Here is a 21,812-nt window from a genome sequence, read left to right on the forward strand (position 1 = left end):
CCCGCTTATCATCGGACGACAACGGTTTTTCAGTTCATGACAGCACCCCGGTTTGCCCGCCGGGGTACTGCTGGCGCTGGCTCAGTACGCCGAAATGCCACCATCCACGGCAATGGCCTGGCCGGTCATGTAGCTGTTTTCACGGGCGCACAGCATCAGCATCGCCGCGACGATTTCATCCGGGGTGCCCAGGCGCTTCATTGGCGAGCCCTGGGCGAGAAACGCCTGCTGCTCGCCCACTTCGCTCTCGGTGACCATGGGCGTGGCGCTGTAGAACGGGCACAGCGCGTTGACGCGGATGCCCCGGCGGGCATATTCGACCGCTGCGGTGCGGGTCAGCCCGACCACCGCGTGCTTGGCGGCAGCGTAGGCGGCCAGCTTCGGTGCGCCGCCCAGGCCGGCTATGGAAGCGATGTTGAGGATCACCCCGCCACCGTGCGGCAGCATCTGGCGGATCTGCTGCTGCATGCAGAAGAACACACCCTTGGTGTTGACCGCGTGGCTGCGGTCCAGCTCTTCTTCGGTGGTGTCGATGAAGCGCTTCATCGGGGTGAGGATGCCGGCATTGTTCACCCCCACATCGAGGCGACCGAAGGTGGCCACGGCCGCGTCCACCAAGGCCTTGACCTGCACCTCGCGGGTCACGTCGCAGGGCACCGCCAGCACCGTGGCGCCGGCCTCGCGCAAGGCGCCGGCCACCCGTTCCAGGCCCGCCACATCACGGTCGCCCAACACCAGCCGGGCGCCCAGCCCGGCCAGGCGCTCGGCCAGCAACGCGCCAAAGCCGCTGGCGGCGCCCGTGATCATCACCACCTGGTCGCGATAGCTGTCGAGGCTCATCCCGCCACCTGCGAGGTGTTGCGGGCGAGGATCTTCTTCGCCAGGCTCATGCGGTGCACTTCGTTCGGGCCGTCATAAATGCGGAAGCTGCGCGCATCGCGGAAGATCCGCTCGACGATCGATTCGCCAGTCACGCCCTGCCCGCCCAGCACCTGCACGCAGCGGTCGATCACCCGCCAGATGGCCTCGGAGCTGAGCACCTTGGCCATGCTCGACTCGACGTTGCCACGCTCGCCCTGGTCCAGCACCCAGGCACAGTGCCAGATCGCCAGACGCGTGGTGTGCAGGTCCATTTCGTTGTCGGCGAGCATGAACCCCACGCCCTGGTGCTCGCCTAGCCGCTTGCCGAACGACACCCGCTGGCTGGCATAACGACAGGCTTCGTCGTGGGCGCGACGAGCCTGGCCCAGCCAGCGCATGCAGTGGGTCAGGCGCGCTGGCGCCAGGCGCACCTGGGCATAGCGGAAGCCTTTGCCGACTTCGCCCAGCACATCGCTGGCGGGAATGCGCAGGTTGTCGAAACGCAGCACCGCATGGCCGCCGGCAAAGCAGCTGTCCAGCGAATCCATCATGCGTTCGAGGATGAAGCCGGGGCGATCGGTGTCGGTGAGGAACAGCGTCGCGCTGCCGTCCTCCATGCGCGCCATGATGATCGCCAGCTGCGCCCCCTCGGCCCCGGTGATGAACCATTTCTGGCCATTGATGAGGTAGTCGTCGCCATCGCGCACGGCCTGGGTGGTCAGCATCGAAGGGTCGGAGCCTGCGCCCGGGCTCGGCTCGGTCATGGCGAAGCATGAGCGGATGCGGCCCTGCACCAACGGTTTGAGCCAGCGGTCTTTCTGGGCCGGTGTGGCCACCTGTTCCAGCAGGTGGATGTTGCCTTCGTCCGGGGCGTGGATGTTCAAGGCCACCGGGCCCAGGGTCGAATAACCGGCCTCTTCGAAGAGGATCGCCTTCTCGATGTGGCTCAGGCCCAACCCACCCAGGTCGCGTGACGCATGCGGGGTCAGCAGGCCGTGTTCACGGGCCTGGTCGAGCAGCCACTGACGCAGCTCGGCGGACGGCCCGTGGGGTGTCTGGCGCGGGTCGCGCTCCAGGGGGATGACGATGTCGGCAATGAACTGCCGGACTTTGGCTTGCAGGGCGGTCAGCTCGGCAGACAGGGCGAAATGCATGGTGAGGTTCCTTGTGGGCGAAGAGGTTCAGGCGTGCAGGCGGTTTGGGTCGATGGAGGCGTGCACCTGCTCCATGACGGTCTTGTCGATCGCCGTCTTGCCTGGGTCGTACGCTGAGTAGTTGAGGGTGCGGATGCAGGCGCGCAGCACTTGCGGGCCGGCCATGTCGATGTCGACGATGTTCAGGCAGGCCGGGTCCTGTTCGAAGGCGGCCAGGGCGCCGAGCCCGGCGCCGCAGGCCCAGGCCAGCAGAATGCGGTTGACCGCGTCGTGGCTGACCAGCAGCAGCGCGTTCCAGCCCGGCTCTTCGAGCAATTGCTGGAAGCTGCCCAATACGCGTTGCTGGAACGCCAGCCACGATTCGCCGCGCAAGAAGGCCGCCTCGGGGAGGTCGGCAAGCTGATAGGCCTGGGCCACCTCGCGGTGCAGGCATTCGCGGGGGATTTCCCGCAGGCGGCCGGCGCGGATCTCGCGCAGCGCGGCGCGCTCCTCCACCGCCTGGGCGCGGCCACCCAGCAACTGGTCGAGGGTCTGCCGGGTACGCGGGTAGTCCGAGCACACCGCGCGGTCGAAGTGCACCGGCGCCAGCACCTCGCCCAGCGCCTGGGCCTGGGCCACGCCGTTGGCCGACAGTGGCACGTTGCGCGGGTCGAGGGGGCGGCCGCTGGCGTCGAAGTAATCGACATGGCCGTGCCGGACCAGGTAGCAGCGGCGGCGCCGCACGGGCTGGGCAGGTTGTTCAGTCATGGGCGAGTACCTTGGGGTTGTCGATGCTCAGTTGCGCCCGGTTGATAGCCCTCAAGGCCATCAGCAAGCGGCTGCGGGCCTCGCCCATCGGGTCATAGGCACCGCGGCGGATACGCTGGGCCAGTTCATGGCGGGCCTGTTCCTCGGGCAAGGCCTGGCCTTGCAGCAGGCTGGCCAGGGCCTGGCGCTCGATGGCGGCACAGCTCGGCCCCTGGGCCAGCTCGCGGCTGGCGATCAACAGGGCGCTGGCGACCATCCGCGCCTCGTAGTGCAGGTGCGTAGGCAGCGCAGGCAGCAACTGCTTCAGCACGGCCTCACGGGCCGTGAGCAGCAGGTCATGGGCGTCGGGCTGGTTCATGGGCGGCCTCCTTGGGTGAGCAACAGCAGTTCCTGTTCCAGTTCGCTGACCATGCGCCCGGTCAACGCCAGCTCCAGCGAGCGTTGCTGGCCGCAGAGGTGGCGCTCGGCCTGCTGCAGGGCGATCACCGCCCAGCGCAGGTGGGCCATGACCTGCCAGAAGCGCAGCGTGTCGTGGTCCAGCGCCAGTGGCGAGACGCTGCGGTAGCCGGCGAGCAGGTCGTCGAGGTGGCCGACGCCGCCGGCCTCCAGGTCCGGCCGTGCGAAGCGCCAGCAGCGCGCGGTGAACCAGCCCAGGTCTTCGCGGGGGTCGCCCCAGCCGGCGAACTCCCAGTCCAGCACGCCGCTCAGCGCACCGGCCTCGACCATGTAGTTGCCGGTGCGGTAGTCACGATGGATCAGGCGCGCCGCCATGGGCGCGGGCTTGTTCAGTTCGCACCAGCGCAAGCCCCATTCGATGATCGGGTGGCTGCCCGGCAAGGCATCCAGATAAGCGCGGTACTGATCGACGCTGGCCTGCACCCCATCGGCCAGCGGTGGCGGCAGGAACGCCAGCGCCGCGTGCGGCGGGCGCAGCTGATGCAGGCGCGCCAGGTTGGCCCCCAGTTCCCGGCACAAGGCCGGGTTACCCTCGGGCACGCCCTGGGCGCTGGTCAGACGGTGGCCGCCGGCGCTGCCGGCCAGGGCCTGCATGATGAAAAAGTCGCGCCCGATCACCTCGGGCGACTGGCACAGCCACAGCGGCGCAGGCACCTTGACACCCGCCTGGTGCACGGCGCTGAGCACGGCGAACTCCTGCTCCCGGCTCATGCTGGCCGCCACGGCGGAGGCTGCGTCAGTGCGCAACACCCAGCGCTGCGCAACACCGGCTACCTCCGCCTCGATCAGCCAGTTCTCCTGGATGGCCCCGCCCGACAAGCGCTCACTGCGGATGATGCGCACCGGCTGACCGTGAAGGCGCGCCTGTAGATACGCAGACAGCACCGCATGGGCGTCTGCGACGTCGATGCGAGCGCTGGTTTGCTGCGCGAAATGACTGTTTTGCATGGTCGGTCCCACTCACTGTTCACACGTACCAGAGCACTAAGCAAGAGGGTTGCCAGCTTTTTCGACAATCACTAAATCGTTACAAATCAGATAGTTATGATTTACAAACACCTACAAGAACGACGTGCCAGCGCAAACCTGAACAGCGCCGCTGCAAACCTGAAACGGCCGTTCAGGCCTGCACTGCCCTCCCCTGCGAAATTTACCCGCACAGGTGGCGGGCTCGGCTAGGATGTCTGGCCGAACCGATGGAACCTGCCAGCCATGCATCCTCCCGTGCTCAAACCGAACCAGTTGCGCCCGCCTGCCGAGCCGCCGAAGGGTCTGGTGCGTGGACGGCTGCTTGAACAACTGGCCACTGCCCTGGACGAGGGCGGCGTGGTGCTCCTGCAAGCGCCGCTGGGCTATGGCAAGAGCACCCTGCTCGGCCAGTTCGCCCGCCAGTTGTCCACGCCCTGGGCCTGGTTGCGCCTGACCCGCGCCGAGAACCAGCCACTGGCACTGCTGCTGCACCTGCACGCAGCGTTGCAGCTGCCTGCCGAGCAACGCACCACGCACCCGCCCGAGCACCTGTGGAGCCTGATCCTGGCCGACCTGGAAGCCCGGCAACACCCGCTGACGCTGCTGCTCGACGACCTGCACCTGCTCACCGCCGCACCCGCCTGGCAGTACCTGGACACGCTGTTGCACGACCCGCCACCTGGGCTGCGCCTGGTCGCCGCCAGCGAAGGCCCGCCCACCCTGCCCCTGGCCCACCTGCACCGCGACGGCCGGCTCAGTGTGCTGGGCGCCCGCGACCTGGCCCTGGACAGCGAAGAAACGCATCAGCTGGCGCGGGCCCGTGACGTCAACCTGGGCAGCGATGCCCTCTACCAACTGCGCGCCGGCAGCGAAGGCTGGCCCAGTGGCGTGCTGTTCTGGCTCGAGGCCTACCGCAAGGCGCTGCACAGCACCGGCGAGGCGCCCGCCGACCTGCGCCCGATTACCCGCCAGGCCTATGCCCATGCCCGGCAGTTTCTCGAAGAGGAACGCCTGCAGCAGTTGCCCTTGCCGTTGCGCACGTTCCTCGAGCACACCGCCGTGGCCCAGGTATTCGATGCGGGCCTGGCCAGCGAGCTGGCCACCCATGCCGATGTCCCTGCCGCGCTGCGCCAGCTGCAACGCCTGGACCTGATCATCGAGGTGCCCCAGGGCAGCCACGCCGAGTACCGCTACCACCCGGCCCTGCGCAACGGCCTTTACCAGCGCCTGGAGCAACGCGCCCCCCAGCAGCTGCGCCAATTGCACCGCCAGGCGGCCCACTGGCTGCTGGCCCAACGCCGCTTCACCGAGGCGATCTACCAGTTCGGTCGTGCCCGCGACCTGGACGCGGTGCTGAGCATCGTCGACCGGCATGGTTTCGAGCTGCTGCGCGAGGGCAAGGTCAACACCCTGGTCGATGTGCTCGACGAGGTTGCCGGCCACGGCGGCAACGACAGCTTCACCCTGGCGGTGACCGAAGCCTCCACCGTGATGGTCACCAACGATATCGCCCAGGCCTGCCAGTGCCTGCACCAGCTCTATGCCCTGCAGCGCCGTCAGGGGGTGCCGCGCAACCCCGAGCGGGTGCAACAGACGGTGATGTTCCTGCGCAGCCGCCTGGCCTATCTGGGCGGCAACCTGGAGCACGCCCTGGCCCTGACGGCGCGGGCACTGCAAGCGTTTCCCCAGCACAACGCGGCGCGCTCGGTGCTGTATTTCGACCGCGCCAACTGCCTGGCCGCGCTCGGCCAGTTGCAGCAGGCCCACGCCGAAGGCAGCCGCGCCCTGCGCGAACTGCAGGGCTTCGGCCTGAACGGTTACACCAACCTGCTGCAACTGCTGCTGGCCCAGATCGAATTGGCCCAGGGCGCAAGTGACGCGGCCTGGGCGCGCCTGCAAGGCATGGCCGACCAGCCCGACACCGGCAGCTCGGGGCGTTTCTATGAACTGTTCCGCCACCTGGGCCAGGGCCTGGCACTGCTGCAGGGCAACCGCCTGGCCCAGGCGCGCCAGGCCCTGGCCCAGGCCGAAGTGCTGGCCCTGGGTTTCCCCCACAGCGCCGCGCTGCCCTGGGTGTTCCACCACCAGGCATGCCTGCACTGGGCGCTGGGTGAAACCGCCCAGGCCAAGGCGCGCTGGACCGAGGTGCGCCGGCTGACCCGGCAGTACCGCCTGTTCACCCTCTACCGCACGGCCGGGGCATGGCTGGCGCGCCTGGCCCTGCGCGACAACGACCAGGACTACCTGCCCGACTGGCTCGATCAATGGCACTGGTGCCGACGCCAGTATGGCGAGCAACGGTTGCCCGAAGAGTGGCTCGCCTATGCCTGGGTGCAACGCCACCTTGGCCAGCGCGACAAGGCCTGGCAGATCCAGCAGAACCTGCAAGCCCAGGCCGAGGCACAAGGCAACCGCCGCCTGCTGCTCGAGGCGTTGCTGCTGGATGCCGCCCTGCAGCAAGACCATGACCACGCCCTGCGCAGCCTCGACCAGGCGCTGCAACTCGCTTGCGCGCACAGCTTCGGGCAACTGCTGCAGTACGAGGGCGATGCGTGCCTCGAGGCCCTGCGCCAACTGCTGCTGCCGAGCGTGCGCGAGCGCCTGGGCCTGGAAGCCCCGGCGCCTTCGCGCGAGCAGCTCAATGCCCTGTTCCGGCCGCTGCTGGCCAGCAAGGAAAACGCCGCAAGCGCGCTGATCGTGCCGCTCTCGCGCCGTGAGCTGGAAGTGCTGCAGCGCATGGCCCGCGGGCAGAACAACGGGCAGATCGCCGAGGCCATGTTCATCAGCCTGAGCACGGTCAAGACCCACATCAACAACCTGTTCCGCAAGCTCGACGTGGCCGACCGCGACAGCGCCCTGTGCTCGGCCCGCGAGCTGCAACTGCTGGGCTGACCTGCACCTGGCCCTCCACCTGGCCCCGACGCCGATTCCACCCGCCATTCCACCCCGGGGGTGGACGCGGCGCCGGGGCCTGCCTGTTACAACATGCCGAGTCCACCCAGACAGGAGTTCGGCATGCCCAGCTACACCGCCCCGTTGCGCGATATCACCTTCGTTGCCCAGGAGCTGCTCGACCTGAGCCGCCACTACCAGCAACTGTCAGGTTGTGAAGCCCCGGACGAAGCCACCTTCGCCGCCATCGTCGAGGAAGGTGCCAAGTTCGCCGAACAGCAACTGGTCCCGCTCAACGCCGTGGGCGACCAGCACGGCTGCCAGTGGCAGGACGGCAAGGTCACCACCCCACCCGGCTTCGCCGAGGCCTACAAACGCTTCGCCGACAACGGCTGGCTGGGCCTGGACAAGCCTCCGGCCTTCGGCGGCCAGGGCTTGCCGCCGTCGCTGGGCTTCGTCAACTACGAGATGGTGTGCAGCGCCAACCACGCCTGGGGCATGTACGGCAACCTCGCCGGCGGCGCCATCAGCACCCTCGGCGAACATGCCGACCAAGCCCTGCAGCAGCGCTTCCTGCCGCCGATGATCGCCGGCCGCTGGGGCGGTACCATGTGCCTCACCGAAGCCCACTGCGGCTCGGACCTCGGCCTGCTGCGCACCAGTGCCAGGCCCCAGGCCGACGGCAGCTACCAGGTCAGCGGCAGCAAGATGTTCATCTCTGCCGGTGAACACGACATGACCGAGAACATCATCCACCTGGTGCTGGCACGTATCGAAGGCGCACCGGCCGGGGTCAAGGGCATTTCGCTGTTCGCCGTGCCAAAGTTCCAGGTCGATGCCCAAGGCCAGCTCGGCGCGCCCAACGGCGTAAGCTGCGGGTCCATCGAGCACAAGATGGGCATCCACGGCAACGCCACCTGTGTGCTCAACTTCGACGGCGCCAGCGGCTACCTGCTGGGCGAGGCCAACCGCGGCCTTAACGCCATGTTCACCTACATCAACGAGTCGCGCCTGGCGGTTGCGCAACAGGCCCAGGCCCACGCCGAAGCGTCCTTCCAGGGCGCCCTGGCCTATGCCCGCGAACGCGTGCAGATGCGCACCAACCCGCGCCTGCGCAACGACCAGCCCGCCGACCCGATCATCGGCCACGCCGATGTGCGGCGCATGCTGCTGACCCAGAAGGCCTATGCCGAAGGCGGCCGCATGCTCGCCTACACCTGCGCCAAGGGTGTCGACCAACTGCACCACGGCGCCAGCGCCGGTGTGCGCGAGGCCGCGGCGCGCCGCCTGGCGCTGCTCACGCCGATTGCCAAGGGCTTCCTCAGCGAAACCGGCAACGAAGCCGCGCAGCTGGGCATCCAGGTATTCGGTGGCCACGGCTACATCCGCGAGTGGGGCATGGAGCAGATTGCCCGCGACGTGCGCATCACCGCGATCTACGAAGGCACCAACACCATCCAGGGCCTCGACCTGCTGACCCGCAAGGTACTGGCCGATGGCGGCGAGGCTCTGGCCGAACTGCTCGGCGAAATCGAAGACTTCGCCCAGAGCAGCAGCGCCCCGGCCCAGTTGGCCCAGGCGCTGCTCAAGCAGGTGATTGCCTGGCGCGAAGTCAGCGCCTGGCTGCGTGACGCCAGCGCAACCGACACCAACCTGATCGGCGCCAGCGCTTACGACTACCTGATGCTCAGCGGCTACACCCTGGTGGGCTACCTGTGGCTGCGCGCCGCCTGCGTGGCAGAGCGCGCCCTGGCGGCGGGCAGCGATGACGTGGCGTTCTACCAGGGCAAGCGCGAGACCGCGCGCTTCTACCTGCAGCGCCTGCTGCCACGCGCCCACCTGCATGAAACGCTGATCCGCACGGGCAGCGACAACCTGATGACCCTCAGCGAGGCCGCGTTCGCCCGCTGATACAACCGCGCTGGTTACCACGGCCTGCACCCTCCGGGCCGTGGTTTTTCGGGTGGCGGCACGCGCTCCGGGCCGCCACCTGGTTTTTCCATTCGTCCTGGCCAGGGCGAGGTGCACGACGCCTGCCCCGCCCCAATAACAAGAAGGTTCCCACCCATGCCGCTGATCGACTATCGCCGCGACCATCAACTGGCCTTGATCGGCCTGCACCACGCGCCAGTCAACGCCCTTGGCCATGGCCTGCGCCAGGCGCTGATGCAGGCCTGCAGCCAGGCCGCCGCCGACCCCGAGGTGCAGGCCATCGTCCTGCACGGGCATCAGCTACCGTTCAGCGCCGGCGCCGACATCAGCGAGTTCGGCAGCCCGCAAACCTGGGAGGCGCCGGCCCTGCCACAACTGCTCGAAACCCTGGCGCGCCTCGGCAAGCCTGTGCTTGCCGCCATCGACGGCGTGGCCCTGGGCGGCGGCCTGGAACTGGCCCTGGCCTGCAGCCACCGGCTGGCCACCGCCAGCGCGCGCCTGGGCCTGCCGGAGGTGCGCCTGGGCCTGCTGCCAGGCGCGGGGGGCACTCAACGCCTGCCGCGGCTGATCGGTGTGGCCCCGGCCCTGGACATGATGCTCAGCGGCGACCCGATCGATGCCCGCCAGGGCCTCGCCCTGGGCCTGATCGACCGCCTCGCCGAACCCGGCCAGGCGCTGCTCGACGCCGCCTGCGCCTTCGCCCGTGAGCTGCTGGCCCAGCCTGCCACACCGCGTGCCACGGCTGCCGCCTTGATGGACGGCCTGGAAAGCGACTTCTTCGCCAACCGCGAGGCGCAACTGCTGGCCCGCAAACCCGGCCAGCGCGCACCGCTTCGGGTGCTCGCCGCCGTACGCGCCGCCTGCGAGCTGCCCCTGGCCGAAGGCCTGGCCCGCGAGCAGGCGCTGTTCCGCGAAGCCCTGCAAGACCCCCAGGCTACTGCCCTGCGCCAGCAGTTCTTCGCCGAGCGCGAAGCCCTGCGGGTGCCCGGCATCGACGCCAGCACGGCGCTGCGCACGGTTGCCCAGGTGGCGGTGATCGGCGCGGGGACCATGGGCGCCGGCATTGCCATGAACTTCATCAATGTCGGTATCCCGGTGCGCCTGCTGGAGCTCAAGCCCGAAGCCCTGGACCGGGGCCTGGCGCAGATCCGCAAGCAGTACGAAAACAGCATCAAGCGCGGCAAGCTCAGTGCCGAACAGCTCGAACAACGCATGGGCCTGCTGCAAGGCACCCTCGACTATGCCGACCTCGTCAACGCCGACCTGGTGATCGAGGCAGTGTATGAAGACCTGTCGATCAAGCAGTCGGTGTTTCGCACCCTGGACCGTGTGTGCAAGCCGGGCGCGATCCTCGCCAGCAACACCTCGACGCTGGACGTCGACCGTATCGCCGCCTGCACGCAACGCCCGCAGGATGTGGTCGGCCTGCACTTCTTCAGCCCGGCCAACGTCATGCGCCTGCTCGAAGTGGTGCGCGGCCGGCTCACCGCCCCCGACGTGCTGGCCACCACGCTGAAGGTCGCCAAGCGCATCGGCAAGTTGCCGGTGGTGTCCGGTGTCTGCTTCGGCTTCATCGGCAACCGCATGCTCGAACCCTATGCCCGCGAAGCCCACCGCCTGGTGCTCGAAGGCGCCTCCCCCGCCCAGGTGGACAAGGTGCTGACCGGCCTGGGCCTGGCCATGGGCGTGTTCGCCATGTACGACCTGGCCGGCATCGACGTCGGCTACCTGGTGCGCCAGGCGCGGCGCAGCGAGATCGCCCACGACCCGAGCTACTTCCGCCTGGCCGACGAGCTCTACAGCCTGGGCCGCCATGGCCAGAAGAGCGGGCGCGGCTTCTACCGCTACGAGGGCCGCGAACGCATCGAAGACCCGGAAGTGGAACAGATCGCGGCGCAACTGGCGGGCAAGCTGGGCATCACCCGGCGCACCATCAGCGATGCGGAAATCCACGACCGCTGCCTGTTCATGCTGATCAACGAAGGCTTGCAGCTGCTCGACGAAGGCATTGCCCTGCGCAGCGGCGACATCGACCTGGTGTGGACCAACGGCTACGGCTTCCCGGCCTGGCGTGGCGGCCCGCTGCACTACGCCCGCGAGCTGGGCCTGGACCGGGTGCTGGCCGGCATCGAACAGCAGCGCGAGCAGCTCGGCGCCTACGGCCGCATGTGGCTGCAACCGGCCCCGTTACTGCGCCGCCTGGCCGGCAGCTCGAAGCTGCGCGCACCAGCCAACTGAGCGGTTCACCCCAGGTATTGAAGGAGCACCGAGCATGAAAGAAGCCGTCATTCTCTCCACCGCCCGTACCCCGATCGGCAAGGCCTTTCGCGGCGCGCTGAACAACACCCGCTCGCCGAGCCTGGCCGCGCACGCCATCCAGGCGGCGGTGGCACGCGCCGGCATCGAGGCGGACGAAATCGAGGACCTGGTGATGGGCACCGCGCTGCCCTCCGGCACCGCCGGCTGGAACCTGGGCCGCATGAGCGCACTGGCCGCCGGCCTGCCGGTGTCGGTCAGCGGCCAGACCCTGGACCGCCAGTGCGCCTCCGGGCTGATGGCGATCGCCACGGCCGCCAAGCAGATCATCGTCGATGGCATGCAGGCGACCATCGGCGCCGGCCAGGAAAACATCAGCGCGGTGCAGGCACGCAACCTGGAATGGGCGCTGGGCGAGCAGGACAGCAACGTGATCCAGCGCGTGCCCCACGCCTACATGCCGATGCTGCAGACCGCCGAGCATGTGGCCCGGCGCTACGGCATCAGCCGTGACGCCCAGGACGCCTACGCCCTGCAGTCGCAGCTGCGCACCGCCCTCGCCCAGCGCGACGGCTTGTTCGAGGCCGAGATCGTGCCGGTGACCGCCCGGCAATTGCTCAAAGACAAGCAGACCGGCGAGGTCAGCTACCGCGAGGTGACCCTGGCGCAGGACGAAGGCAATCGCCCACAGACCCGCCTGGACGACCTGACCGGCTTGAAGCCGGTGCTCGAAGGCGGCTGCATCACTGCGGGCAATGCCAGCCAGCTGTCCGACGGCGCCAGCGCCTGCGTGCTGATGGACGCGCGCCTGGCCGAGCAACGCAACTTGCGGCCAATCGGCCTGTACCGGGGCATTGCAGTGGCCGGCCTGGCCCCGGAAGAGATGGGCATCGGCCCGGTATACGCCGTGCCGCGCCTGCTCAAGCAGCATGGGCTGAAGGTGGACGACATCGGCCTGTGGGAGCTCAACGAAGCCTTCGCCTGCCAGGTGCTGTACTGCCGCGATCAGCTGGGTATCGACCCGATGCGGCTGAACGTCAACGGCGGCGCCATCGCCATCGGCCACCCCTACGGCATGAGCGGCGCGCGGATGGTCGGGCATGCCTTGCTCGAAGGCAATCGGCGCGGGGTGCGCTACGTGGTGGTAACCATGTGCGTGGGCGGCGGCATGGGTGCCGCCGGCCTGTTCGAAGTGCTCTGAGACAAGGACCGACAACATGCATGCAAACACATTTTCCTTGGCCGGCAAGACCGTGCTGGTCACCGGAGCTTCCAGCGGCCTGGGCGCGCATTTCGCGCACCTGGCCCAGGCAGCGGGTGCCCGCGTGGTGCTGGCAGCTCGCCGGGTCGAACGCCTGCAGGCGCTGGCCGAAGCGCTGCAAGCCAATGGCGGTGAGGCGCTGGCGGTGACACTGGACGTGACCCGACGCGACAGCGTCGAACAGGCCTTCGACCAGGCCGAGGCGCGCTTTGGCGTGGTCGACGTGGTGATCAACAATGCCGGCATCGGCGACCCGGGGCGCTTTCTCGATCTGAGCGAGCAGGACTGGCAGCGCATGCTCTCGACCAACCTCGACGGCGTGTTCCATGTGGCCCAGTGCGCCAGCCAGCGCCTGGTCAAGGCCGGCAAGCCGGGCAGCATCGTCAACATCGCCTCGATCCTCGGCCTGCGGGTCGGCAGCGGCCTGAGCCATTACTGCACGGCCAAGGCCGCCGTGGTGCAACTGACCAAGGCCATGGCACTGGAGCTGGCCCGCTACCAGGTCCGGGTCAACGCCATCGCCCCTGGTTATTTCAAGACCGAGATGAACGCAGACTACTTCGACAGCGAGGCCGGCCAAGGCTACATCAGGGGCCAGGTGCCGCTGCGCCGGCTGGGGCAACTGCATGAACTGGACGGCCCGCTGCTGTTGCTGGCCAGTGATGCCGGTGCATTCATGACCGGCAGTATCGTCGCCGTGGATGGCGGGCAGCTGGTAAACCCGCTGTAACGCCGTGATCGCTCGAGAAAAGGAGCCTGTATGTCCGTTACCGCTGACCTGCCCCGGGTGGTCGCGCTGGTCACCCACCTGCACCGCCCCGCCGCGCCCAGCCGCATGGCGCAACTGATCGAGCAGGTCAGCGCCGACTACCGGCAGCAGGCCCGTATCGAGGTGATAGAGACCACCCTGGCCGACCTGCTGCCGCTGGCACGCGAGCTGGAACGCCGCCAGCAGGCAGACGTGATCCTCTGTTCGGGGGCCGCCGCCGATTACCTGCGCCAGCACCTTTGCACCACGGTACGCACCCTGCACCTGGGCGAGTTCGACCTGATTCGCGCCCTGGTGCAGGCCCGCGACCGTGCCAGCAAGGTGGGCATTCTCAGTTTTGCCCAGCCCTACCCGGAACTGGCCGCGATGCAGGCGCTGTTCACCCTGCAGATTCGCGAACACACCTATACCCGCCTGGAGCAGGCGCGGGATCAGGTCGAGCGCCTGGTCGCGGAGGGTTTCGAAGTCATCATCGGCTCGCCAACGATTTGCCAGCTGGCCGACGAAGCGGGCGCCCAAGGCGTACTGGCGCTGGATGCGCAAAGCCTGCGGCACACCTTCGACAGCCTGTTGACCCTGGGCACCAAGCCATTTGAAGCGCCCCTGCGCCGCGTGCCACGACGTGCTCGTGAACACCCTGACGTGCAGCCGTTCAAGGCCCGTCATCGCTTCGAGCAGATGCTCGGCGACGCCCCGCCCTTTCGCGCCACCCTGCACCTGGCCCAGCGATACGCGCAAACCGACGCCACGGTGCTGATCACCGGCGAAAGCGGCACCGGCAAAGAGTGGCTCGCGCAAAGCTTGCACAACGCCAGCGCCCGCCAGCATGCGCCGTTCGTGGCGATCAACTGCGCGGCGCTGCCGGAGTCGCTGCTTGAAAGTGAACTGTTCGGCTATGAAGACGGCGCCTTCACCGGCTCACGCAAAGGCGGCAAGCCCGGGCTGATCGAGCTGGCGCACGCCGGCACCTTGTTCCTCGACGAGATCGGTGACATGCCGGTGGCGTTGCAAACCCGCCTGCTGCGCGTGCTGCAAGAGCGCGAGGTGCTGCGCCTGGGTGCCTGCGAGCCGACTGCAGTGGACGTTCGGGTGATTGCCGCCACCCATTGCGACCTGCCCGCGCGCATCGCCGACCAGCGCTTTCGCCAGGACCTGTACTACCGCCTGAACATCCTGCGCCTGGCCGTGCCGCCGCTGCGCGAGCGGGTAGCGGACATCCTGCCGCTGTTCAACGCACTGCTGGTGCGCCACAGCCGTGCCAGTGGCCTGCCACCGGCGTGCGATGAGCAGTTGCAGCCCCTGTTGGCGCTGTTGCTGCGCCACGACTGGCCGGGCAACCTGCGTGAACTGGACAACATCGCCGAGCGCGCCGCCCTGTGCCTGGGCACGCTCGCGGATGGCGTCGACCTGGCCACGCTGTTTCCGGAGTTCTACCCGGCCGGCACCGCCGAAGCCGCGCCCCCTGCCCCGGCCGACAACCTGCGCAGCCTGGGCAAGGCCGCAGAAGCGGCCCATGCCCGCCAGGTGCTGGACCACTGCGACGGCGACATGGAAGAAGCCGCCCGCCGCCTGGGCGTCAGCCGCAGCACCGTGTGGCGGCGGGTGCGCAGCCTGGGCTGAGCACGCCGCTTGTGGTCACAGCAAGTCGGGGAATGCAGCGCCAAGCAGACAGGGATCCTTCAACAGCGATGCACTGCTGTCGATATCCGGGGCCAGCCAACGGTCCTGGGCATAGGCCGGGACACGTTCGCGCAACAACCGCCAGGCAACCCCGGTGCCGGCGCCAAAGCGCTGCTCCTTGAGGAACTCGAATGCCTGGGCGGCCAACAGGTATTCGATGGCGAGGATCTGCGTACAGTTCTCCAGGGCGCGGTGCAGCTTCAAGCCGGCATTGGTGCCCATGCTCAGGTGATCCTCCTGCAGGCCGGAGGTGACGTAGTTGTCGATGACGGCCGGTTGTGCCAGCTGACGGTTTTCCGCACACAGTGAAGCGGCCACGTACTGGACGATCATCATGCCCGAATTCACCCCCGGCTGGCTGACCAGGAACGCCGGCAAGCCGCTGACCAACGGGTTGATCAGGCGATCCAGACGACGCTCGGCAATCGCCCCGATCTCGGCCACCGCGATGGCCAGCAAGTCGGCCGCCATGGCCACCGACTGGCCGTGGGGATTGGCCTGGGAAACCACCCGATACGACTCGGGCGTACCCAGCAACATCGGGTTGTCGGTGGTCGAGTTGAGCTCGGTTTCGATCTGCCGAGCTGCGTGTGCCAATTGATCGCGCGCGGCGCCATGGACCTGCGGAATCGAGCGAATGCTCAAGGCGTCCTGGGTGCGAATGCCATGGCTGCTGGCAATGACTTCGCTGCCGTCGAGCAGGCGCCGCAAGTTGCTGCCCACGCGCTGCATGCCGGGGTGCGGCTTCATCGCGATGATTTCAGGGTCGAAGGCATCGAGCTGGCCACGCAGGGCCTCGAAGCTCATGGCGCCGATCACGTCCGCCCATTGGCTCAAGCGCGTGGCGTCGTCCAGGGACAGGCAGCTCAGCCCGGTCATGCACGGGGTGCCGTTGACCAGGCACAGGCCGTCCTTGGCACCCAGCTTGACCGGTGCCAGACCAACCTCGTCCAGGGCTTGCTGCGCCGGCATGATCTGGCCGCGATAGCTGACCTGGCCGACCCCCAGCAAGCTGATGCTGATATGGGCCATGTGGGTCAGGTAGCCCACCGACCCCTGTTTCGGCACCTGCGGTGTGATGTGCTGGTTGAGCAGGGTCAGCAGCGCCTCGACCACCTTGCGCTGCAGGCCGGAACGGCCCTGGCAGAAATTGATGATCGCCGCGCAGATGATCGCCCGGGTCTGTTCATCCGACAGCGCGGCACCCACGCCACAGGCATGGCTGAGCAAGGTGTTGCGCGACAGCTGGCTGAGTTGTTCGTCCTGCAGCGAGACATTGCACAAGGCGCCCAGCCCGGTGTTGACGCCATAGGCGCGCTCACCACTGGCAACGATGCGCTGGACAATCGCCTGGGCGTTCTCGATCCGCGCCCAGGCCGACGGGGCCAGCTCAAGCTTCGCCCCATGCCGCGCCACGGCCACCACGTCCTGCCAGCGCACGGGCGTATCGGCGATGATGATTTTTTCGGCAAACGACATACACGCGGTTCCTTAATGCGAAGCTACGCGGCGCTGCACGAAACGATCGACGTAGTCGTCCGCAGGCTGGTAGAGGATTTCCTTTGGCGTGCCGACCTGGATCAGGCGACCGTCCTTGAGAATGGCGATCCGGTTGCCGATGCGCACCGCTTCGTCCAGGTCGTGGGTGATGAACACGATGGTCTTGTGCAGGGTCTTTTGCAGTTCCAGCAACTGGTCCTGCATTTCGGCGCGGATCAGCGGGTCGAGCGCACTGAAGGCTTCGTCCATCAGGATGATGTCGGTGTCGGCCGCCAGGGCACGGGCCAGGCCGACGCGCTGGCGCATGCCGCCCGACAACTGGTGCGGGTACGATTTCTCGTAACCCTTGAGGCCCACGGTGGCAATCCAATGCAGGGCACGCTCGGTGCAGGTGGCCTTGCTCTCGCCACGGACTTTCAGGCCATAGGCGACGTTGTCCAGCACGCTGCGGTGCGGCAACAGGCCGAAGCTCTGGAACACCATGCTGATCTTGTGCCGACGGAATTCGCGCAAGGCGTCCATGTCGTACTGCAGGATGTCCTCGCCATCGACCAGGATCTGGCCGCTGGTAGGGTCGATCAGGCGGTTGAAGTGGCGCACCAGGGTCGACTTGCCCGAGCCCGACAGGCCCATGATCACGAAGATCTCACCGCTGCCGATGGACAACGACAGGTCGTTGACCCCGACCACGCAGCCGGTTTCGGCCAGCACCTGATCCTTGGGCTTTTTCTGGCGGATCAGCTTCAGGGCATCTTCGGCGCGCGCCCCGAAAATCTTGTAGACGTTCTTGACTTCGATCTTGTTCATCATCTGCTTGGCGCTCATTTGCCCACCCCATGCCGTGGCCGGCCATAGGCCTGGGTAATGCGGTCGATCACAACCGCCAGAATCACAATGGCCAGGCCCGCTTCGAGGCCGCGGCCCACGTTCAGGGTCTGGATGCCGACCAGCACGTCTTCACCCAGGCCACGGGCACCGATCATCGAGGCGATGACCACCATCGACAGGGCCATCATGGTGGTCTGGTTGATACCGGCCATGATGCTCGGCAACGCCAGTGGCAGCTGCACGCCGAACAGTTGTTGCAGGCGATTGGCACCAAAGGCATTGATCGCCTCCATGACCTCGCCATCCACCTGGCGAATGCCCAGGTCGGTCAGACGAATCAGCGGTGGCGCGGCATAGATGACGGTGGCAAAGATCGCCGGCACCTTGCCCAGGCCGAACAGCATCAGCACCGGAATCAGGTACACGAAGCTGGGCATGGTCTGCATGATGTCGAGCAGCGGCATCAACACCGCCCGCAGGCGATCGTTGCGCGCCGACAGGATGCCCAGCGGAATGCCGACCAGCACCGATATCAGCGTGGCCACCAGCATCAGTGCCAGGGTCTGCATCAGCTTGTCCCAGAGCCCTACCGCCCCGACCAGGAACAGCAAGCCGACGATCACCGCCGTGGGTACGATCTTGCGGGTGGCGTGCCAGGCAATACCGCCGACGACGGCCAGCATCAGCCACCAGGGGGTGGCGCGCAGCAGGCCTTCGAGGTTGACGATGGCCCACAGCAGGGTGTCGGAAATGTGCCGGAACACGTCACCGTAGTTGGTGACCAACGCATCGACCCAGCCATTGACCCAGTCGGCAATGGAAAACGTGAAGTTCTTGGGAAACATGGGATTCTCTCGAGCAAGTGCTTGAAGCGGACTGCTGTATGGCGTGCCCGGCAGGCGCCGGACCCGCTCACACCCTCAGAGTGCCGCGTCTACCTTTTTGGCTGCGTCTTCGCTGACCCAGCTGTGCCAGACTTCGGGGTGCTCCTTGAGGAACAGCTTGGCCAGCTCCGGCGACTCGATACGCTCCTTGCTCATGCGCCCCAGGTTCTGGTTCAACAGATCGATCGGCAGGTTGACCTTTTCCAGCACCGCCACCAGCTCCGGCGCCTGCTCGTGGAAGGTCTTCGACACCCCCACCTTGATGGTCACGGACTTGTCCACGCCGGGTTTCTCGTCCAGCTTGACCAGGTCGGCCTGGCCCATCAGCGGGGTTGGCGACCAGTAGTAGAAGAGGATCGGCTCGCCACGCTTGTAGCTCGACAGCACGGCGGCATCCAGTGCCGGGCCGGTGCCCGGGCGGAAGTTGGTGTAGGTGTTTTCCAGGCCGTAGCGCTTGAGCATTTCGCTGTTGTCCAGCTCGCAGGTCCAGCCGGCCGGGCAGTTGTAGAAGCGGCCCTTGTCCGGCTCCTCCGGGTCCTTGAACACCTGGGCGTATTGGCCCAGATCGGCGATGTTCTTGAGGTTCGGTGCCTTGGCTTCAAGTTTGCGCTTGGCATCGCCTTCGATCACGTAACGCGGCACATACCAGCCCTCGACCGCGCCAACCACCGGCGAGCCGACGCCGACGACCTTGCCGGCGGCCTCAGCTTTGTTCCAGACCTCGCTGCGCCCTACCCACTCTTCGGCAAACACCTGGATATCGTTGCTGCTCAGGGCGTTTTCCATGGAAATGGAGTTGCCCGGCAGGCTGTCGGTATCGCAGCCATAGCCATTTTTCAGCACGAACTGCATCACATCCGTGAGCAGCATCCCGCTTTCCCAGTTCAAGCCGGCGAATTTCACCGGTTTGCCAGACTCGCACCAACCGGCCGCCTGGCTGGCGCCAGCGGACGCCAGCAGCCCGATAGAAAGTGTCGTGGTCAGCAGAGCCTTTGTAATTGTCATTGTGACGCTCCCAAACATGATGATCACTGCGCAGGAGAAATATTTCACAACAAAAAAAAAGGATAAAATAATAAGTCCTGATGCATCACAACGGAAAAAGCTATGAAGTTCACTCTGCGACAACTTCGCTATGCGCTCGCAGCGGCCAAGCACGGCAACCTGACCACTGCCGCCATGGAACTTCATGTTTCGCAACCGTCCATCTCGGCCGCCATCACCGAGCTGGAGGAGGTGCTGGGGCAAGCGATTTTCATCCGCCAACGGGGCCTGGGCATATCGCTGACCCCGTTCGGGCGTACCGTCATGGTCCAGGCCCGGCGCGTGCTGGCAGAGGCTCAGACCTTTGCCGAGATCCACGCCAATGCCGGCGAGTGCGTCGGCGAACTGGTGGTCGGCTGCTTTGAAGACCTGGCGCCCTATTGCCTGCCGCAAATCGTGCGGCGGATGCAGGAGTCCTGCCCCAGGGTCACGGTCGACATGCGCGATGGCAGCTTCGATTATGTAGGCAAGCGCCTCAGTGAGGGGGCGATCGAGTTGGCGATCACCTACGACCTGGGTTTGCCGCCGAACACGCAAACCACCGAGCTGTGCCAGCTGACCGCTCAGGTACTGCTGGCGGCCGATCACCCGTTGGCCAAGGAGCCACGTGTCAGCCTCAAGGCGCTGGCCGAATACACCCTGGTGGTCACCGATCAGGCGCAAAGCTGGCAGCATGTGCTGGACCTGTTCAGCTTTTACGACCTTTCACCCGCCGTTGTGCACCGTGTGCGCACCTTCGAACTGCAGCGCAGCCTGGTCGCCAATGGCTTTGGCGTGGCGCTGATCTACACCCGGCCCTTTGGTGACCGTAGCTACGATGGGCAAGCGCTGGTCTGTCGGCCGACCGAGGAGAAGTTACCCACCCACAGCATCGTCCTGGCCCATGACCAGCGCTATCCGCTGACGCCTTCGGCCGAGGCGTTCAAGGCGCTGGCGGTGGCCTGGTTCGCGGAACGGCCGTCGTTTGCATCCGAGTGAACGCCCGTCATCCGGGCCGCTCAGAAATCGCACAATTGTTCGGTAATCGCACAAATTCCTCTCCGCCCTCTCTACTGTTGCACCGTATTGCGGCACGCTAGGGGCAAGTCAGCACACAACGCCAACGCGCTGAATGGCCCCACCGCGTCAACACGCGGCCAGGTCGACAATCCATACTCCAGGAAGAACCAGGAGCTCGCTGTGATCAATAAAACGTTTGAGTCCATCGCCAGCGCGGTGGAAGGGATTACCGACGGTTCGACCATCATGGTCGGTGGCTTCGGCACCGCCGGGATGCCGTCCGAACTCATCGATGGCCTGATCGCCACCGGTGCCCGCGACCTGACCATCATCAGCAACAACGCCGGCAACGGCGAGATCGGCCTGGCCGCTCTGCTGATGGCCGGCAGCGTGCGCAAGGTCATCTGTTCCTTCCCGCGCCAGTCTGACTCCTACGTGTTCGACGAACTGTACCGCGCCGGCAAGATCGAACTGGAAGTGGTACCGCAAGGCAACCTGGCCGAGCGTATCCGCGCTGCAGGTTCCGGCATTGGTGCATTCTTCTCGCCGACCGGCTACGGCACCCTGCTGGCCGAAGGCAAGGAAACCCGTGAGATCGACGGCCGCCAGTACGTGCTGGAAATGCCGCTGCACGCCGACTTCGCGCTAATCAAGGCGCACAAGGGTGACCGTTGGGGCAACCTGGTGTACCGCAAGGCCGCGCGCAACTTCGGCCCGATCATGGCCATGGCCGCCAAGACCGCCATCGCCCAGGTCGACCAGATCGTCGAGCTCGGTGAACTGGACCCGGAACACATCATCACCCCGGGTATCTTCGTCCAGCGCGTGGTCGCCGTTTCCGGCGCTGCCGCTTCTTCGATCGCCACCGCTGTCTGAGGCCTGCCATGACCATCACCAAAAAGCTCTCCCGCACCGAGATGGCCCAGCGCGTGGCCGCGGACATCCAGGAAGGCGCATACGTCAACCTGGGCATCGGCGCCCCGACCCTGGTGGCCAACTACCTGGGCGACAAGGAAGTGTTCCTGCACAGCGAGAACGGCCTGCTGGGCATGGGCCCAAGCCCGGCGCCGGGCGAGGAAGACGATGACCTGATCAACGCCGGCAAGCAGCACGTGACCTTGCTCACCGGCGGTGCCTTCTTCCACCACGCCGACTCGTTCTCGATGATGCGTGGCGGCCACCTGGACATCGCCGTGCTGGGCGCCTTCCAGGTCTCGGTCAAGGGCGACCTGGCCAACTGGCACACCGGCGCCGAAGGCTCGATCCCCGCCGTGGGCGGTGCGATGGACCTGGCCACTGGCGCCCGCCAGGTGTTCGTGATGATGGACCACCTGACCAAGTCCGGCGAAAGCAAGCTGGTGCCCGAGTGCACCTACCCGCTGACCGGCATCGGTTGCGTCAGCCGCATCTACACCGACCTGGCCGTGCTGGAAGTGACCACCGATGGCCTGAAAGTGGTAGAGATCTGCGCTGATATCGACTTCGATGAGTTGCAAAAGCTCAGTGGTGTGCCGCTGATCAAGTGATCCGTGGCACCCCCGTCCGCCTACCGGTGAAGGGGCTGCTACAACGAAGACCCG

Annotated in this window: 18 protein-coding genes; 9 read left to right on the forward strand and 9 right to left on the reverse strand. The window is 66.7% G+C overall.

The features are described from left to right. Positions 1-81: 81 nt before the first annotated feature. From J7573_RS00520 to J7573_RS00540, 5 genes are read right to left on the reverse strand one after another with little or no spacing between them, the layout of a single operon-like run. Positions 82-840: a glucose 1-dehydrogenase gene (locus J7573_RS00520; protein ID WP_294323620.1), complete on the reverse strand. Its 759-nt coding sequence runs from the start codon at positions 838-840 to the stop codon at positions 82-84. Further along, positions 837-2,015: an acyl-CoA dehydrogenase family protein gene (locus J7573_RS00525; protein ID WP_294323622.1), complete on the reverse strand. Its 1,179-nt coding sequence runs from the start codon at positions 2,013-2,015 to the stop codon at positions 837-839. Before J7573_RS00525 ends, J7573_RS00520 begins: the two co-directional genes overlap by 4 nt. Before the next feature lie 27 nt (positions 2,016-2,042). Continuing rightward, complete coding sequence (locus tag J7573_RS00530; protein WP_294323624.1) at positions 2,043-2,762, reverse strand: histidine phosphatase family protein; 720 nt, start codon at positions 2,760-2,762, stop codon at positions 2,043-2,045. Beyond that, a complete protein-coding gene (locus tag J7573_RS00535) occupies positions 2,755-3,120 on the reverse strand; it encodes a DUF6285 domain-containing protein (protein WP_294323626.1) in 366 nt (121 codons plus the stop codon). Before J7573_RS00535 ends, J7573_RS00530 begins: the two co-directional genes overlap by 8 nt. Beyond that, positions 3,117-4,166, reverse strand: a complete 1,050-nt coding sequence (locus tag J7573_RS00540; RefSeq protein WP_294323628.1) for a phosphotransferase family protein — start codon at positions 4,164-4,166, stop codon at positions 3,117-3,119. Before J7573_RS00540 ends, J7573_RS00535 begins: the two co-directional genes overlap by 4 nt. A 264-nt stretch (positions 4,167-4,430) precedes the next feature. Between J7573_RS00540 and J7573_RS00545 the strand changes: the two genes are divergently transcribed. From J7573_RS00545 to prpR, 6 genes are all read left to right on the forward strand, one after another. Further along, complete coding sequence (locus J7573_RS00545; protein ID WP_294323629.1) at positions 4,431-7,079, forward strand: LuxR C-terminal-related transcriptional regulator; 2,649 nt, start codon at positions 4,431-4,433, stop codon at positions 7,077-7,079. A gap of 123 nt (positions 7,080-7,202) precedes the next feature. Next, on the forward strand, positions 7,203-8,990 hold the full coding sequence (locus tag J7573_RS00550) for an acyl-CoA dehydrogenase C-terminal domain-containing protein (RefSeq protein WP_294323632.1): 1,788 nt from the start codon (positions 7,203-7,205) through the stop codon (positions 8,988-8,990). Between the two features lie 156 nt (positions 8,991-9,146). Beyond that, entirely contained in the window at positions 9,147-11,249 is a 2,103-nt protein-coding gene (locus tag J7573_RS00555) for a 3-hydroxyacyl-CoA dehydrogenase NAD-binding domain-containing protein (protein ID WP_294323634.1), read from the forward strand. Between the two features lie 34 nt (positions 11,250-11,283). Then, complete coding sequence (locus J7573_RS00560) at positions 11,284-12,468, forward strand: acetyl-CoA C-acyltransferase (protein WP_294323637.1); 1,185 nt, start codon at positions 11,284-11,286, stop codon at positions 12,466-12,468. Positions 12,469-12,484: 16 nt separating this feature from the next. Further along, a complete protein-coding gene (locus J7573_RS00565) occupies positions 12,485-13,258 on the forward strand; it encodes an SDR family NAD(P)-dependent oxidoreductase (protein ID WP_294323641.1) in 774 nt (257 codons plus the stop codon). 30 nt (positions 13,259-13,288) lie between these two features. Continuing rightward, on the forward strand, positions 13,289-14,917 hold the full coding sequence (prpR, locus tag J7573_RS00570) for a propionate catabolism operon regulatory protein PrpR (protein ID WP_294323643.1): 1,629 nt from the start codon (positions 13,289-13,291) through the stop codon (positions 14,915-14,917). Between the two features lie 15 nt (positions 14,918-14,932). Here the strand turns inward: prpR and hutH are convergent, their stop codons facing one another. The 4 genes from hutH to J7573_RS00590 form a co-directional block, all read right to left on the reverse strand. Beyond that, positions 14,933-16,456, reverse strand: coding sequence for a histidine ammonia-lyase (hutH, locus tag J7573_RS00575; protein WP_294323645.1), 1,524 nt, complete (start codon positions 16,454-16,456; stop codon positions 14,933-14,935). Positions 16,457-16,468: 12 nt separating this feature from the next. Then, positions 16,469-17,302, reverse strand: a complete 834-nt coding sequence (locus J7573_RS00580) for a glycine betaine/L-proline ABC transporter ATP-binding protein (protein WP_294323648.1) — start codon at positions 17,300-17,302, stop codon at positions 16,469-16,471. Next, entirely contained in the window at positions 17,299-18,150 is an 852-nt protein-coding gene (locus J7573_RS00585; RefSeq protein WP_103446979.1) for a proline/glycine betaine ABC transporter permease, read from the reverse strand. Before J7573_RS00585 ends, J7573_RS00580 begins: the two co-directional genes overlap by 4 nt. Positions 18,151-18,225: 75 nt before the next feature. Continuing rightward, a complete protein-coding gene (locus tag J7573_RS00590) occupies positions 18,226-19,194 on the reverse strand; it encodes an ABC transporter substrate-binding protein (RefSeq protein ID WP_294323654.1) in 969 nt (322 codons plus the stop codon). 102 nt (positions 19,195-19,296) lie between these two features. Between J7573_RS00590 and J7573_RS00595 the strand changes: the two genes are divergently transcribed. The 3 genes from J7573_RS00595 to J7573_RS00605 all read left to right on the forward strand — a co-directional run bounded on the left by J7573_RS00595 (position 19,297) and on the right by J7573_RS00605 (position 21,758). Beyond that, positions 19,297-20,211: a LysR family transcriptional regulator gene (locus J7573_RS00595; protein WP_103446977.1), complete on the forward strand. Its 915-nt coding sequence runs from the start codon at positions 19,297-19,299 to the stop codon at positions 20,209-20,211. A gap of 201 nt (positions 20,212-20,412) precedes the next feature. Next, a complete protein-coding gene (locus tag J7573_RS00600) occupies positions 20,413-21,108 on the forward strand; it encodes a 3-oxoacid CoA-transferase subunit A (RefSeq protein ID WP_294323657.1) in 696 nt (231 codons plus the stop codon). Positions 21,109-21,116: 8 nt separating this feature from the next. After that, complete coding sequence (locus tag J7573_RS00605; RefSeq protein WP_294323659.1) at positions 21,117-21,758, forward strand: 3-oxoacid CoA-transferase subunit B; 642 nt, start codon at positions 21,117-21,119, stop codon at positions 21,756-21,758. Positions 21,759-21,812 lie beyond the last annotated feature (54 nt).

Origin of the sequence: Pseudomonas sp., assembly GCF_017744435.1 — a bacterium.
Classification (GTDB): Bacteria; Pseudomonadota; Gammaproteobacteria; order Pseudomonadales; family Pseudomonadaceae; genus Aquipseudomonas.